We start from the raw sequence: 13,477 nt of genomic DNA on the forward strand, positions 1-13,477 counted from the left end.
AGTATTGTTATATTTTGTGGGGGATTTGTTAAGACAAGCCCTGGTCGAATATTAATGCCTAAGTTAGCCTGAACTAAGGCAATAATAGATTGATCCGGGTGACATGAGAATTTGATAAAAACACTAATAATAATATAAGCGTGGTACCTACCATCAGACATTGTTCGATGGGGTATCACGCTTATTTTTGTTCCAGCTTTTATTTGATTAGATTAGTTTTACAAAAACATATGATTCATTTCCATCATTCGGAGACGGAGAATTAAATATTTATTTTCCCTTTTCCATCTATCTCAAAAACTACCAAATTATGGTATTAAAAAATTGAATATAAACATCAAGAGTATATACTTACCATAGAAAGGAGAGAGAGGATGGTAAGAAAATGGAGATATATTTGGTCTTTTATGCTCGTTCTATTAATTGGATTAGGAATATATAGCAATGTTTCAGAAGACCAGACAAAAGCTTGTGAAAAACAAGCGATTACTATTGCTGATGGTGGATGGGATAGTATGCAAGTACATAATTTTATAGCAGCATTCATTATTGAAAATGGCTATGATTATCCTGTTACCTTTATAAATGGCTCCTCTATTGCGACATTTACAGGACTAACAACAGGTGAAATTGATGTTTATATGGAACTTTGGTACAACAACATGGAGGAACCATACTTAGAGGCCGTAGCTGCTGGTGAAGTGGTAGAGCTTTCGACGAACCTGGTAACCGATGATCAAGGGTTTTATGTACCAACGTATGTTATTGAGGGTGATCCTGAGAACGGAATCGAACCGATGGCACCTGATTTGAAAACAGTGGAGGATTTGAAAAAATACCCCGAGTTATTTCAAGATCCTGAAGACCCATCCAAAGGTGTAATCATAGGTGCGCCAAGTGGAACCGTTATCGATAAGGTACTGCAGGAGAAAGTTAACACTTATGGTCTAAGTGAATCCTTTAATTACTTTACGCCTGGATCTGCAGGAGCTGTCACTGCGTCGATTGCCAAGGCATTTATGAATCATGAGCCATGGGTAGGTTATCAGTGGTCACCAACATGGGCTATGGCCAAGTACGATATGACGCTTCTCGAAGAGCCTCCTTTTAATGAAGAGATTTATAATGAAAACTTTGGTACTGAATTCCCCGAAAATCCGGCTTATATTGCAGCAAATGCAGAATTTCCAGAGCGGGCACCAGAAATTGCTGAATTTCTAAGTAACTATGAAACTTCGAGTGTTATAACCGGTGAAGCACTGCTTTATATGGAGGAACATGATGAAACACCAAGGGAAGCGGCTTTATGGTTCCTAGAAAATTATGAGGAAGTTTGGATAGAATGGCTTCCAGAAGACATTGCTGCTAAACTAAAATCTGCATTATCAGCAATGTCCTTATAAGCAAGAAAAAGGGGGGGGAGGCTTACCGATGTTTGAATTTCCAGAAAAACTAACTTTCCATATCGGAAATTATATTGATATTCTAGTTAATTGGCTAACCGTTCATTGGGCGGGATTTTTTGATGCGATTAAAACAGGACTTTTATGGGTGTTTGTTAATTTGAATGACTTTCTCTTATGGGTTCCTTGGTGGTACTTTATTCTGGTTATTTTCTTGCTTGCTAGCCAATATAAATCGATTGGATCGGGTATTCTTTACAGTGTCTTTTTATTTTTAATCGGTCTGTTTGGATTGTGGGAAGCGACGATGTATACATTAACGATTGTTATTGCAAGTGTGGTTATTACGATCATTATTGGGTTACCCCTTGGGATTATCATGGCTTCCAGTAATCGATTTGAAACCTTTATTAAACCACTGCTCGATGCAATGCAAACAATGCCATCCTTTGTTTATCTTATTCCAGGAATCTTTTTCTTCGGTTTGGGACTTGTTCCTGGTGTGCTTTCTACGATTATTTATGCGCTGCCGCCAATTATGCGTCTAACGAATTTGGCGATTCGTGGGGTTCCGCGAGAAGTGGTAGAGGCGGCTTTATCATTTGGTCCGTCGAAATGGCAGTTACTGAGAAAGGTGCAGATTCCTCAAGCACTGCCAACGATCATGACTGGTGTGAACCAGACAACGATGATGGCACTCGCGATGGTTGTTGTTGCTTCCATGGTAGGTGTCGAAGGTCTTGGCTTGGAAGTGTTATCAGCTTTAAATCGAATTGACGTTGCAAAAGGATTTGAAGCAGGGATTAGTATCGTATTTATCGCAATTATCATTGACCGGTTAACAATAGCTATTTCTAATAAAACGCAAAGCAGGACGAGAAAGGGGACACACTTAAGGTGACATTTAAATTAGAAATAAAGAACGTATCTAAAATATTTGGCCCGCGTCCCAGAAAACATCTTCGCCATCTGGAGGACGGTCTGACAAAAGAGGAGTTTTTTAAAAAGACAGGCCACACAGTAGGGATCCGTAATGTTTCCTTCGAAGTGGAAGAGGGCGAATTATTTGTGATTATGGGACTCTCTGGAAGTGGAAAGTCGACGCTAATTCGCTGTATTAATCTTTTGAATGAACCAACTGCTGGGAGTATTTTGGTAGATGGAGAGGATATTACGAAATATAATACCCATGAACTGCAGGAATTCAGACAAAATAAAATTGCGATGGTATTCCAGAACTTCGGGCTGTTTAGTCATATGACTGTATCAGAAAATGTTGGCTATGGATTAGAGATCCGGAAGATTCCATCAAAAGAACAAGTGGAAATTATCAAAACAAGTATCGAAACAGTAGGATTAAAAGGCTGGGAGGATAAATATCCAGATGAGCTAAGCGGGGGAATGCAGCAGCGTGTTGGTCTTGCACGGGCACTTGCGAATGATCCAGATATCTTATTGATGGATGAACCATTTAGTGCACTCGACCCGTTAAATCGCAGCGAAATGCAGCTGGAATTACTAGAGTTACAGCAAAAGTTAAAGAAAACCATTATTTTTATCACACATGATGTCAACGAAGCGTTTAAGATGGGGAACCGTGTTGCCGTAATGAAAGATGGACAATTCGAGCAAATCAGCACACCCTTAGATATTCTTAAAAATCCAGCAAATGCTTATATCAAAGAATTTATAAAAGACATTGATCGTACGAAATTTATTCAAGCAGGCAACATCATGATGGAGCCGGGTACTGAGATTTATATGGAAGATAGCTTGCGGACCGTAATCGATAAATTACAGATTAATGGATTTGAGAGAAGCTATGTCATTAATCAGAAAAAAGAAGTACAAGGAATTGTTTCGCTTGATGATGCGCTGCTCGCGCTCGAGACAGGAAAAGAATTGATACATATCATGAAAAATGACTATGAGACGGTTGCATCAGTTGTGTATATCCAAGACCTGCTTGATCAATCGATAAATAGTCGCTATCCGCTTGCGATAGTAGAGAATGACAAGCTCGTTGGTGTTTTGCCGAAAGAGAAGATTCTGGCTAGCTTGGTGTAGGAAAGAGGACCGTGGGAGGACCGTGGGAGGACCGTGGGGACAGGTTCCTTGACCCAATTAGTCTTTAGGTTAATTATGGGACGATGAACCTGTCCCCGTGGCCCACCCGTGGCCCATTAATCCTCCCCAACAAACCTAACCGAAGCAATATGCGTCCGCGACAACTTAATAACCTCCTCAATAAACGCTTTCTGGGAAGCTTCAAACCCCGTATTAATCCAATTAGATAGCAAACCATAAAATCCATATGCAGTGTAACGCGTAAAATAATCCATATTGACTGGTAAATTATTAATCGTCTCAAATTGAAACTTTTCCTGATAGATTTTTATGATAGTCTGCGGAAATCTTGTATGCAATTCTGGAATGGTATCTTGATAGGTTATTAACTCAAAAAAGTTACGATTCTCATAAATATAGGAAATGATGTTAAAGGATCTTGCAGTCAGATGATCTGTAGTGACCTTTTGTTTCGATTGATATGGTTTTCCAACAGCTTCAATAATTCCTTCAAGCATAATGCAAAGCAGATCTTCCGCTAATTCGTACTTATCCTGGTAATGGATATAGAAGGTGCTTCGGTTGTATTTGGCATAACCGACAATATCTTTGACGGTAACAGAATGGAAGCCCTTTTCTTTAATTAAGGCGATGAGTGCTAGCTGCATGTGTTCTTTTGTTCGGTTTTGACGTGGAGTTGAAAGTTGTTCAACCATTTGGATACCTCCGATAAACATTTTTATATTAAATGTATAGTAAATAGACGATAATACATCAAATGTCTATCTAATAGACAGAGATGAAGATATTGATGATTGGATTACTAAAGGTAACCAACTATAATAAGTATAACAAACTATTTAAATAATAGGTTGTCTAAAATAGATTATATAGGGGGAATCAACAATGGGTAAACTACAAGATAAAGTAGCTGTCATCACTGGTGGGGTATCTGGAATCGGTGCTGCAACAGCGCGTTTATTTGCTGCTGAAGGGGCAAAATTAGTTTTAGTAGATTTTAATGAAGAAAAAGGTACTGCTTTTGAAGCAGAATTAAAATCTCAAGGTACAGAAGCTGTTTTCGTAAAAGCTGATGTCACGAATGAAAACGATGTTAAAAATATTTATGATAAAGCATTATCAACATATGGTAAAGTTGATATTCTATTTAACAATGCTGGAATTGGTGCTGTTAAACCAACTGAAGAATTAACTTATGCCGAATGGAGAAAAACGGTGGAAGTTGATTTAGATGGTGTATTCTTAGTTGCACAAGCTGCAATCAAAGAATTCTTGAAAGCTGGTGGCGGCGTAATTGTTAACACTGCTTCTATGTATGGTTGGGTTGGATCACCTGGTAGTGCAGCATACAACGCAGCAAAAGCTGGTGTGATAAACTTAACTCGTTCTCTTGGCTTAGAATATGCTGAACGCAATATCCGTGTAAATGCACTATGCCCAGGATTCATTGAAACACCAATCCTAGGTGAAACAGATAGAGAGTTCCTAACAAATGCTACCCCAATGAAACGTCTAGGTAAAGCAGAGGAAATGGCAAAAGCTGTATTATTTATGGCAAGCGAAGACTCTTCTTTCATGACTGGTAACAGCCTAATTGTTGACGGTGGCTATACAGCACAATAATAGATTAATATAGGATAGAGAATCCATTTTGAATTTAGTTCAGAATGGGTTCTTTTTTTATTGCTTAAATCTGGAAGGACCGTGGGGACAGGTTCCTTATCCCAATTAGTTTTTGATTAACTATGGGACGATAAACCTGTCCCCGTGGACCTGCTAATTCATAGGTGAATCGCTTGAAATAAATTTGTCGTAATAATTTATTGCAAACGGTAGAAAATAGGATGAGGAAAGGAGGGATTACAAATGTCTGTCAAAAATTGGTTAACAGGACTAGCGGCTTTACTGGCGGTGTTTATGGTTATGTCTATTCCAGGCCCACTAAATGTGTTAGCAAAATCCGGAGTCGAAGCACAGCCTATGGAAATGGTAAATGAGATTGTTGTCGAGTTGAACGATAATTACTTTAATCCAGATGTAATTACTATTTCAAATGGAAAAACGACAAAGCTGAAAATCAAAAATGTAGGTAAAAAAGAACATACCTTCACGGTTGAAAAGCTAGGTATTGACGTCGAACTCCAGCCGGGTAAAGAGAAAACCATTACCGTAAAACCAGAAAATCCTGGTACATATGAACTCATATGTCGATTCCATTATCAGGAAGGAATGGTTGGAAAAGTAATTGTAGAATAAAAAGAATAAATAGCGATAGTCTAGCCGGAAAGCTATTCTATCGCTATTCTATATTTATGTATTTTTTACGATGCGTTTTCCATGCAAGCTTGGCTTCAATTCCGTTATTAAAATAGCGAACATAATTAAAGCGGCGCCTGTAATCATATGCCCTGTAAGTACCTCTTGTAAAAACAGGACGGATAGTACCATTCCAAAAAATGATTCTAAAGAAAGGATAATCGCACCCTTTGTTGCAGTTGTATACTTAAAAGCAACATTTTGACAAACGTAGGCAATTGTTGTTGAAAATATTGCTAAGTAGATGATTGAATACATGGCTTCTTTTTCAAAGGTTACTGGAATATCGCCTTGAATAAGAACTGCAACAACACCTATAAGGGATGCGGTGATAAATTGGACGATGGTTAGTGAAATCGCATCTTCTTTTTTAACAAAATGATTCGTATAAAAAATATCAAAAGCAAAGGCTACTGCACAGGCAAGCGATAATGCATCCCCGATATTAATTGTCATAGATCCTTGTAGAGATATGAAGCCAATACCGATAATTGCTATGATGGACCCGACTGTTTCATAGCGATCCACTTTGCGTTTATAAACCATATAAGCAATTAATGGGACAATCACAACATTTACTGCGGTTAGAAAAGCATTTTTAGATGGTGTGGTGTATTCCAAGCCAACCGTTTGCAAGGCGAATCCAATATATAAAATAGTTCCTAAGATTGCTCCTTTCCAAACAATCGACTTCGTAAAGGTTTTGAATTTCTTTCTGAAAAATAGTGAAAGGATAATGGCAGCTAAAACAAATCTCCCAGCCATAACTTGATAAGCTGTTAAATATTGTAAAGCGATTGCTGTAACAACAAACCCACTGCCCCAAACTATAGCTGTAATAAGCAGCATTCCGTCTCCGATATATTGTTTCATCTTGTCTCTCCTAGCTCTCCTGTACTTTTCCTATCTATAATAGAGATGTTATAAGGAGAAATAAATTTTCATTTAGTGTGATTATAAAACAAACTAAATAAAATTGGTTAAAATTGATACGATAATAACAAAGTTTTTTGACCATATGTATATGGCATTTAATAAATGTAGATTTGGCAGTATGATTAATAGAGTTAATGCAATTAGAATATGGCTTCATTGCATATTGAGGTATTTTTATTCAATGAACTTCTCAACTGTTCAACTACCATGAAAGTTTACATCCGAAAATCCTAAAAAGACAAAAACAAACTTTCATTCCCTTGGCGTATCGCTGATTTTGCGATACATGGTGACTAAAGGGCAGGTTAGTTGAAGTTTAGGGGGAATCTTATCGATCAGCTTTTTTTGAAAATTGAACCAAAAAGCGATGTAAGAGGAATTAATTTATTTATTGTGTCCTATGTAAAAATGCAGACCACTAAGGTAGTCAGCCTCAACTAGGAATACCTAATTTAAATTAGTAACCACCATGGACAAAGGAAGCACCAACAATGATTAAAAGGATAAATAGGACAACGATTAGTACTAAATCCATACCATGACCATATCCTCTATATCCACCTCCACTCATAGCTTACACCTCCTTCTTTGAAGTTAGTACAGTATATGTAACTGAATTTAGCATGGTTGGACAATTGACTTTATTATAAATTAAAGGACACCCATCATAATGAGTGTTCAGGATGTATAAATATGGTGTAGATGGTGGTTAACTTAGTTTATGCGTAAAATACCAATATGAAATGGACAAGAGTGGATTTAATAGGTAGTAATTCGCATAAATTGTGAACTAATACACTTAAACAAGGAGTTCGTCATTGTGACGGTCTTCTTTTTGCTATCAAGGCAGTTTGTGGTATAAAATGACAAATTCACGGAAATGAGCCACTTTATTTTAAGCTAACGTTCTTTAAATACATTAAATAAATAAAATAGAATGATAAAGAAATAAAAAGAGAAGGAACCAGGAATTTCTAAGGAAGGTTGTGATTAACATCAAGATTACGAATTTTTATTATCTAATTGCAGGCGTCCTTGCGATACTGTTTGCCTTTACGCACGCCTGGAACGGGCAGTCCGCTGTGCTACTCATGCTTAATATTGAAACGATATCTGTGGGTACCCAGACAATATTCACGTATGTCTGGCACATCATCACGGTGGAGAATCTGGTTTTTGGCATTGCTTTCATCTTCATGTCATTCCAAAGGGATCAATCAAAAATCCGGTTTTCAGCTTGGTTGATTGTAGCAATCCTGATCGTCCGATTGATGGCTATTCTTGGTGTAACGGCATTTTTTGACGTTTCAGCGCTTAAGGATACGATTATAGATTCGATTGCCATCGTAATCTACGTCGCCCTTATCATACTGGGCACAAAAAAGAAGAAAAAGCAGTTAAAATAAAGCTGTACTGTTTTATCCTCTTTAGATTTTTATCTTAAGGGGTGTTTTGTTGTAACACAGTGTAAACTAATCTTATAGAAATAAGTGAAATGATATTTGGAAGTTTGTGGAGAAATCTACTTTAACAAACGGCTGCTTTAAAAAGTGGGATCGTCAATATGGCGATCTTTTTTAATTAAAGGGGCTTGTTAAAGAAAGATGAAACGTGAAACCTTATTCATAATTGTTTCGAATATAACTTAAAGTGAGTGAGAAGGTTGGAAAAATATGCTGTACTTATATTCAGTTATTACCAATTTTATCAGGCTTGGAATGCTTACAATGTAAGCTATAAACTTTTAAAACTTGAGTTGACCTATTAAAATTGAATCAAGACAATCTTTAAAAATATTAACGTAAAGTAGGTGTAATTCTTATCCTTTTCTATATTGTTGCTTCTTTTGTTATTATAATTGATCAATTAACTAAGTATTGGATTCGTACATATTTAAGTGTTGGAGATACGATGGTAGTTTGGGAAGGTGTGTTAAACTTTACCCACATTCAAAATAGTGGAGCTGCATTCGGATTATTTGAAGGTTTTGGGCGTCTGTTTGTTCCAGTTGCAATCATAATTGCCATTGTAAGTATATTTATGCTGAATAAAGGTTATATAAATGGAAAGGTTTTGGAAATAGGAACTGCTCTATTTGTCGGTGGTGCGGTCGGAAATGCCATTGACCGAATTTTATTTAATCAAGTAACAGATTTTATTCACTTTCAATTTCGCCAAGGTATTCCTAATTTAGCAGATTATGCTCTAAGTTTTGGTGTGGTCCTGATATTCATCGATTCTGTAATCGTTGATGCTATTAGAAAAAGAAGGGCTACAGAACCAGAAACCGAAATAAACGAAAAAAATTATGACCAAGGGAGATAAGGCAGGTAGAGATTACCTGTCTTTTTTGTTAGGAAAGAATAAGAGCTCTCTATCTATATAAGTCCAACGATGGCTGTCACGCCTTCTTTTTATAGTAGAGCAATGAAGTAGAAGCTCTATTAATGAATTTTTTATTTAAATTCTTCTTCTTTATTGAGCATATAATCACCTCAATTATCATTATATTTATTAATAGGGAGGGATTATATGGAAACTACATTAATTAAATTAAATGAAAATGCTGCCCGCTTTGTTTCTAAGCCCAAGAAGATGTTTATCAGTGGCAGGTGGGTGGATGCTGTTTCGGGTAAAACATTTGAAACTAGAAATCCAGCTACTGGAGATCTAATTACTTCTGTTCCTGAAGGGGATAAAGCAGATATTGATTTGGCTGTTCGTGCAGCACGTCATGCTTTTGACGAAGGGCCGTGGAGAACATTGAAACCATATGACCGAAGCAAACTTTTATTGAAATTAGCAGATCTTTTTGAAGAAAATGCAGAAGAACTTGCACATTTAGAAACGCTTGATAACGGCGCCCCATTAAGTATGACGAAACATTATCCAGGTGGAGCAGCTGAAAATATCCGTTATTATGCAGGATGGACGACTAAAATTACGGGTGAAACTGTACCGGTATCCGTTCCAGGAAAAGTGTTTAATTACACGAGAAAAGAACCAATAGGGGTATGCGGTCAAATTATTCCATGGAATGGTCCACTAATGATGGCTGTTTGGAAACTGTCAACGGCTTTAGCTACAGGGAATACCGTTGTGCTTAAACCAGCTGAAAATACACCATTAACTGCACTGCGTATTGGCGAACTTGTTCAGGAAGCTGGATTCCCTGATGGGGTTGTGAACATTGTTACTGGTTTTGGCAGTACTGCAGGTCAATCGTTAGTGGACCATCCTTTAGTAGATAAAATAGCATTTACAGGCTCTACTGCTGTAGGTAAACAAATTATGAAGTCTAGTTCGGCTAATTTGAAAAAGGTCTCCCTTGAACTAGGTGGAAAATCAGCACATATTGTATTTGCCGATGCGGATTATGAAAAAGCGCTCCAAAATGCAGCGAATGCGATTTTGCTTAACTCCGGGCAAGTTTGCGTTGCCGGTTCCCGGTTATTTGTAGAAAAGAAAATTTATGATAATTTTATGAGTGATTTAGCGGATTATACAAAGAACTACAAGCTTGGGAATGGATTTGATCCATCTGCTAATCTAGGTCCGCTAATTTCTGCTAAACAGAAAGAAAGAGTTTTAGGATACTTGGACCTTGGGCGGGACGAAGGAGCAGAAATGCTAGTCGGCGGTAACGCAGCAGATGGATTAGAAAATGGATACTTTGTTAAACCGACCGTGTTAGCTAACGTAAACAATAGTATGAGAATTGCTCAAGAAGAAATCTTTGGTCCAGTTGTTTCTGGTATACCGTTTACAGATATTGATGAGGTAATTAAATTAGCAAATCAAACCGAGTATGGATTGGGCGGTGGAGTTAACACCACAGACATACGTAAGGCCCACCTTGTTGCAGAAGGTTTAAGAACGGGTTCAGTCTGGGTAAATACGTACAATTTAATAGATCCTGCATCACCATTTGGCGGATATAAACAAAGTGGACTTGGAAGAGAAAATGGAGCCGAATCAATTGATTTGTATACGGAAACGAAGAGTGTATGGATTAATTTGGATTAATGATATGCCTAGTATCCTGTGAAAAGTTATTATATTAAGTAAAATCATTGACAAAGCCCATTTCAGTAAGTCGGATAAAAATATCTGGCTTATTTTTTTACATCTTTTGCAGGTAGTAAATAATTGCAACGGAAATTGAATATTGGATTACTCTCATCGTCCTTAATTTCTTTTTTTAATTTACGAAATACCCTATTCAGTTTTGGACGTTTCCCCTAAAAGTTAAAGTTTTAATATCCATTTTACCCAGGGTTACTCAATAACTAAGAAATTCCCAATTATTCGAAAGGTTAGTCTGATCCTCCTGAAATACAGATTATAAATAAAATGGATTCTAATGGACATACTAAGACATATTTAAAGCAGGAGGGTATTCATATGAGTACAGAAAAAAATAATTTACTATCGATTTTTGCCCTTGGTGGCCTAGAGGAAATTGGGAAAAATATGTACGCCATTGAATATGAAAACGATATTGTAATTATCGATTGTGGAAATAAGTTTCCCGATGAGAGCTTATTAGGAATTGATTTAATTATTCCCGATATTTCTTATGTAATCGAAAATAAGGACCGTGTTCGTGCCTTAATTGTTACACATGGCCATGAGGATCATATTGGTGGAGTTCCTTTCTTCTTGAAACAAGTAAATGTGCCAGTGTATGCGACGAGCTTCACACTTGGACTTATTGAAATCAAATTAAAAGAACATCGAATTTTAAGAGAAAGTGAACTTATTGAAATTAACTCAGATTCAGAGGTTCAAATCGGTGAAATGAATATCAGCTTTTTCAAAGTGGCTCATAGTATCCCCGATTGTTTAGGTATTGTCTTTAATACTCCAGATGGAACGATTGTACATACTGGGGATTTCAAGTTTGATTTGACCCCTGAGAACAATGAGCGACCAGATATTCATAAAATGGCTGCTATTGGGAACAAAGGGGTACTGCTTCTACTATCGGAAAGTACCAATGCAGAGCGACCTGGCTATACGCCTTCTGAACAAATGGTAGGTAAAAATTTGGAACAGATCCTTATGAAGGCAAAACGAAAAGTGATAGTATCTACTTTCGCTTCAAATGTTAGTCGTATCCAGCAGGTTGTCAATGCTACTAAGAAAACCAATCGAAAGCTAGCTTTACTTGGCCGGTCGATGGTGAATGTAGCAAAGGTTGCGATGGAACGTGGCTACTTAACGATTCCTAAAGATATGTTAATTGAACCCCGTGATATAAATGAATTGCCACCAGAAATGGTGACTATTTTATGTACTGGAAGCCAAGGAGAAACGATGGCGGCCCTTAGTCGTCTGTCCACTGGAAACTTTCGCGATGTAGAGATTTTAGCGGAAGATACGGTTATCCTTGCAGCAGGCCCTATTCCAGGGAATGAAAAGAATGTAACTAGTATTGTCGACAACTTATATAAACTCGGAGCTCATGTTATTTATGGATCGGGAAGCAGTTCCGGTATGCATGTTTCCGGTCATGGTTATCAGGAAGATTTAAGGCTCATGCTTACCTTGATGAAGCCGAAATACTTTATACCAATTCATGGTGAATATCGAATGCTGCATCATCACCGTATGCTCGCAGAATCTGTAGGTGTGGAAGAGGGCAATACATTTATTTTAAAAAATGGTGATGTTGTTGATATTGAAAATTCTATTGCCCGAAGTACGAGAACGATACCGAATGGAAACACTTATGTTGACGGGGTGGATGTAGGAGACATGGAATTTGTGTTGCGTGACCGTAAAAAGATTTCAGAGGATGGTATGCTCATGATTATCATACCGATGAATAAACAGGAAGATAAAGTCCTCGCTGATCCCGAATTTATTTCTCGTGGATTCGTAGATCAGAATTTCTCTGAACTCCGAAAAGGAATGAATCGAATTACAATAGAAACAATAAACGAGCTGCATGAAGCAAATCGATATTCATGGAATACTATGAAAAAACAGTTGAAAAGGGCAATTGCACAATATGTAAAAGAACGTACGAGGAAAGAGCCAATGATTGTTCCTATATTGCTGGATATCTAGGACCGCGGGACAGGTTCCTTGACCCAATTAGACTATGGGACGATGAACCTGTCCCTGTGTACCACCTGTGTACCATGAAGGCCAACGCTTTGTGAACTCAAAGTGTTGGTCTTTTTGCGATTAGAGCATTGATAAGTAATATAGATTTATTGCATAATTCTCCCTCTTAACCAAGAACATTAGCACGTATGACTACGCAATTTTTTTTATAAAACATATTTTATTAATATATATCTGCTTGTAATTAAATGTTAGGGGGTGAGAGGAGATGAATAATAGAAGAAGAAGGTCCCCGCGTTTTTGCATCTTTCCAGGATATAATTGGTGTGGTCCAGGGTGTAGCGGGCCTGATAAACCCATTAATGCAGTAGATGCCGCATGCAAGGAACATGATATTTGCTACCGAAAGACAAGAGATTATTGTCGTTGTGATGATCAATTCGTTAACCGGCTTACAAAACTGCAAGATCCATATACCGAAGAGGGACGACAAGCTAGACTAATGCTTCAGTATATGAGAATACAAAGAGATATCAACTGTCTTTTTAGGTAGGAATGAGGATAGGTCTATTAATGAGATAATTCGAAATGCAATGGTGTCTAGTCCCTTATTACACAAAAGTGATAGTGAATAGGGGGACTGACACTTTATTCGTTTG

Annotated in this window: 13 protein-coding genes; 10 read left to right on the top strand and 3 right to left on the bottom strand. The window is 37.4% G+C overall.

Annotated elements, in window-relative coordinates; all coding sequences use genetic code 11:
* Positions 1–374: 374 nt before the first annotated feature.
* From CUC15_RS06145 to CUC15_RS06155, 3 genes are read left to right on the top strand one after another with little or no spacing between them, the layout of a single operon-like run.
* Complete coding sequence (locus tag CUC15_RS06145; protein WP_114915815.1) at positions 375–1,403, top strand: ABC transporter substrate-binding protein; 1,029 nt, start codon at positions 375–377, stop codon at positions 1,401–1,403.
* Between the two features lie 28 nt (positions 1,404–1,431).
* Positions 1,432–2,304 carry an ABC transporter permease gene (locus tag CUC15_RS06150; RefSeq protein WP_114915816.1) on the top strand — a complete coding sequence of 291 codons (873 nt, stop codon included), beginning with the start codon at positions 1,432–1,434 and terminating at the stop codon, positions 2,302–2,304.
* Positions 2,301–3,470 (top strand): quaternary amine ABC transporter ATP-binding protein, encoded by a 1,170-nt coding sequence (locus CUC15_RS06155; protein WP_114915817.1) that lies wholly within the window; start codon positions 2,301–2,303, stop codon positions 3,468–3,470. The genes CUC15_RS06150 and CUC15_RS06155 overlap by 4 nt, the downstream gene beginning before the upstream one ends.
* Positions 3,471–3,586: 116 nt before the next feature.
* Here the strand turns inward: CUC15_RS06155 and CUC15_RS06160 are convergent, their stop codons facing one another.
* Entirely contained in the window at positions 3,587–4,186 is a 600-nt protein-coding gene (locus tag CUC15_RS06160; RefSeq protein WP_114915818.1) for a TetR/AcrR family transcriptional regulator, read from the bottom strand.
* Between the two features lie 190 nt (positions 4,187–4,376).
* Here CUC15_RS06160 and CUC15_RS06165 point away from each other — a divergent pair, with 190 nt between their 5' ends.
* A complete protein-coding gene (locus CUC15_RS06165; RefSeq protein WP_114915819.1) occupies positions 4,377–5,114 on the top strand; it encodes an SDR family NAD(P)-dependent oxidoreductase in 738 nt (245 codons plus the stop codon).
* 243 nt (positions 5,115–5,357) lie between these two features.
* Positions 5,358–5,747 carry a cupredoxin domain-containing protein gene (locus tag CUC15_RS06170; protein ID WP_114915820.1) on the top strand — a complete coding sequence of 130 codons (390 nt, stop codon included), beginning with the start codon at positions 5,358–5,360 and terminating at the stop codon, positions 5,745–5,747.
* 54 nt (positions 5,748–5,801) lie between these two features.
* On the opposite strand, the gene CUC15_RS06175 is transcribed toward CUC15_RS06170, so the two are convergent.
* Together CUC15_RS06175 and CUC15_RS06180 are read right to left on the bottom strand one after the other, a co-directional pair.
* Entirely contained in the window at positions 5,802–6,680 is an 879-nt protein-coding gene (locus CUC15_RS06175) for a DMT family transporter (protein ID WP_114915821.1), read from the bottom strand.
* 520 nt (positions 6,681–7,200) lie between these two features.
* Positions 7,201–7,314 (bottom strand): YjcZ family sporulation protein, encoded by a 114-nt coding sequence (locus CUC15_RS06180; RefSeq protein ID WP_114915822.1) that lies wholly within the window; start codon positions 7,312–7,314, stop codon positions 7,201–7,203.
* A gap of 415 nt (positions 7,315–7,729) precedes the next feature.
* Between CUC15_RS06180 and CUC15_RS06185 the strand changes: the two genes are divergently transcribed.
* From CUC15_RS06185 to CUC15_RS20400, 5 genes are all read left to right on the top strand, one after another.
* A complete protein-coding gene (locus CUC15_RS06185; RefSeq protein WP_205317664.1) occupies positions 7,730–8,149 on the top strand; it encodes a hypothetical protein in 420 nt (139 codons plus the stop codon).
* 427 nt (positions 8,150–8,576) lie between these two features.
* On the top strand, positions 8,577–9,068 hold the full coding sequence (gene lspA, locus CUC15_RS06190; RefSeq protein WP_278309211.1) for a signal peptidase II: 492 nt from the start codon (positions 8,577–8,579) through the stop codon (positions 9,066–9,068).
* A gap of 207 nt (positions 9,069–9,275) precedes the next feature.
* Positions 9,276–10,769: an aldehyde dehydrogenase family protein gene (locus tag CUC15_RS06195; RefSeq protein WP_114915824.1), complete on the top strand. Its 1,494-nt coding sequence runs from the start codon at positions 9,276–9,278 to the stop codon at positions 10,767–10,769.
* A gap of 378 nt (positions 10,770–11,147) precedes the next feature.
* Entirely contained in the window at positions 11,148–12,818 is a 1,671-nt protein-coding gene (locus CUC15_RS06200; RefSeq protein WP_114915825.1) for a ribonuclease J, read from the top strand.
* 268 nt (positions 12,819–13,086) lie between these two features.
* Complete coding sequence (locus CUC15_RS20400) at positions 13,087–13,371, top strand: phospholipase (RefSeq protein WP_114915826.1); 285 nt, start codon at positions 13,087–13,089, stop codon at positions 13,369–13,371.
* The last annotated feature ends 106 nt before the right edge of the window (positions 13,372–13,477 follow it).

The sequence above is a fragment of the Oceanobacillus zhaokaii genome, assembly GCF_003352005.1.
GTDB classification, from domain to species: Bacteria; Bacillota; Bacilli; order Bacillales; family Amphibacillaceae; genus Oceanobacillus; species Oceanobacillus zhaokaii.

Coding starts and splice junctions, on each gene's coding strand:
- CUC15_RS06145 (WP_114915815.1), top strand. CDS start 375: ATGGTAAGAAAATGGAGATATATTTGGTCTTTTATGCTCGTTCTATTA.
- CUC15_RS06150 (WP_114915816.1), top strand. CDS start 1,432: ATGTTTGAATTTCCAGAAAAACTAACTTTCCATATCGGAAATTATATT.
- CUC15_RS06160 (WP_114915818.1), bottom strand. CDS start 4,186: ATGGTTGAACAACTTTCAACTCCACGTCAAAACCGAACAAAAGAACAC.
- CUC15_RS06165 (WP_114915819.1), top strand. CDS start 4,377: ATGGGTAAACTACAAGATAAAGTAGCTGTCATCACTGGTGGGGTATCT.
- CUC15_RS06170 (WP_114915820.1), top strand. CDS start 5,358: ATGTCTGTCAAAAATTGGTTAACAGGACTAGCGGCTTTACTGGCGGTG.
- CUC15_RS06175 (WP_114915821.1), bottom strand. CDS start 6,680: ATGAAACAATATATCGGAGACGGAATGCTGCTTATTACAGCTATAGTT.
- CUC15_RS06180 (WP_114915822.1), bottom strand. CDS start 7,314: ATGAGTGGAGGTGGATATAGAGGATATGGTCATGGTATGGATTTAGTA.
- CUC15_RS06195 (WP_114915824.1), top strand. CDS start 9,276: ATGGAAACTACATTAATTAAATTAAATGAAAATGCTGCCCGCTTTGTT.
- CUC15_RS06200 (WP_114915825.1), top strand. CDS start 11,148: ATGAGTACAGAAAAAAATAATTTACTATCGATTTTTGCCCTTGGTGGC.
- CUC15_RS20400 (WP_114915826.1), top strand. CDS start 13,087: ATGAATAATAGAAGAAGAAGGTCCCCGCGTTTTTGCATCTTTCCAGGA.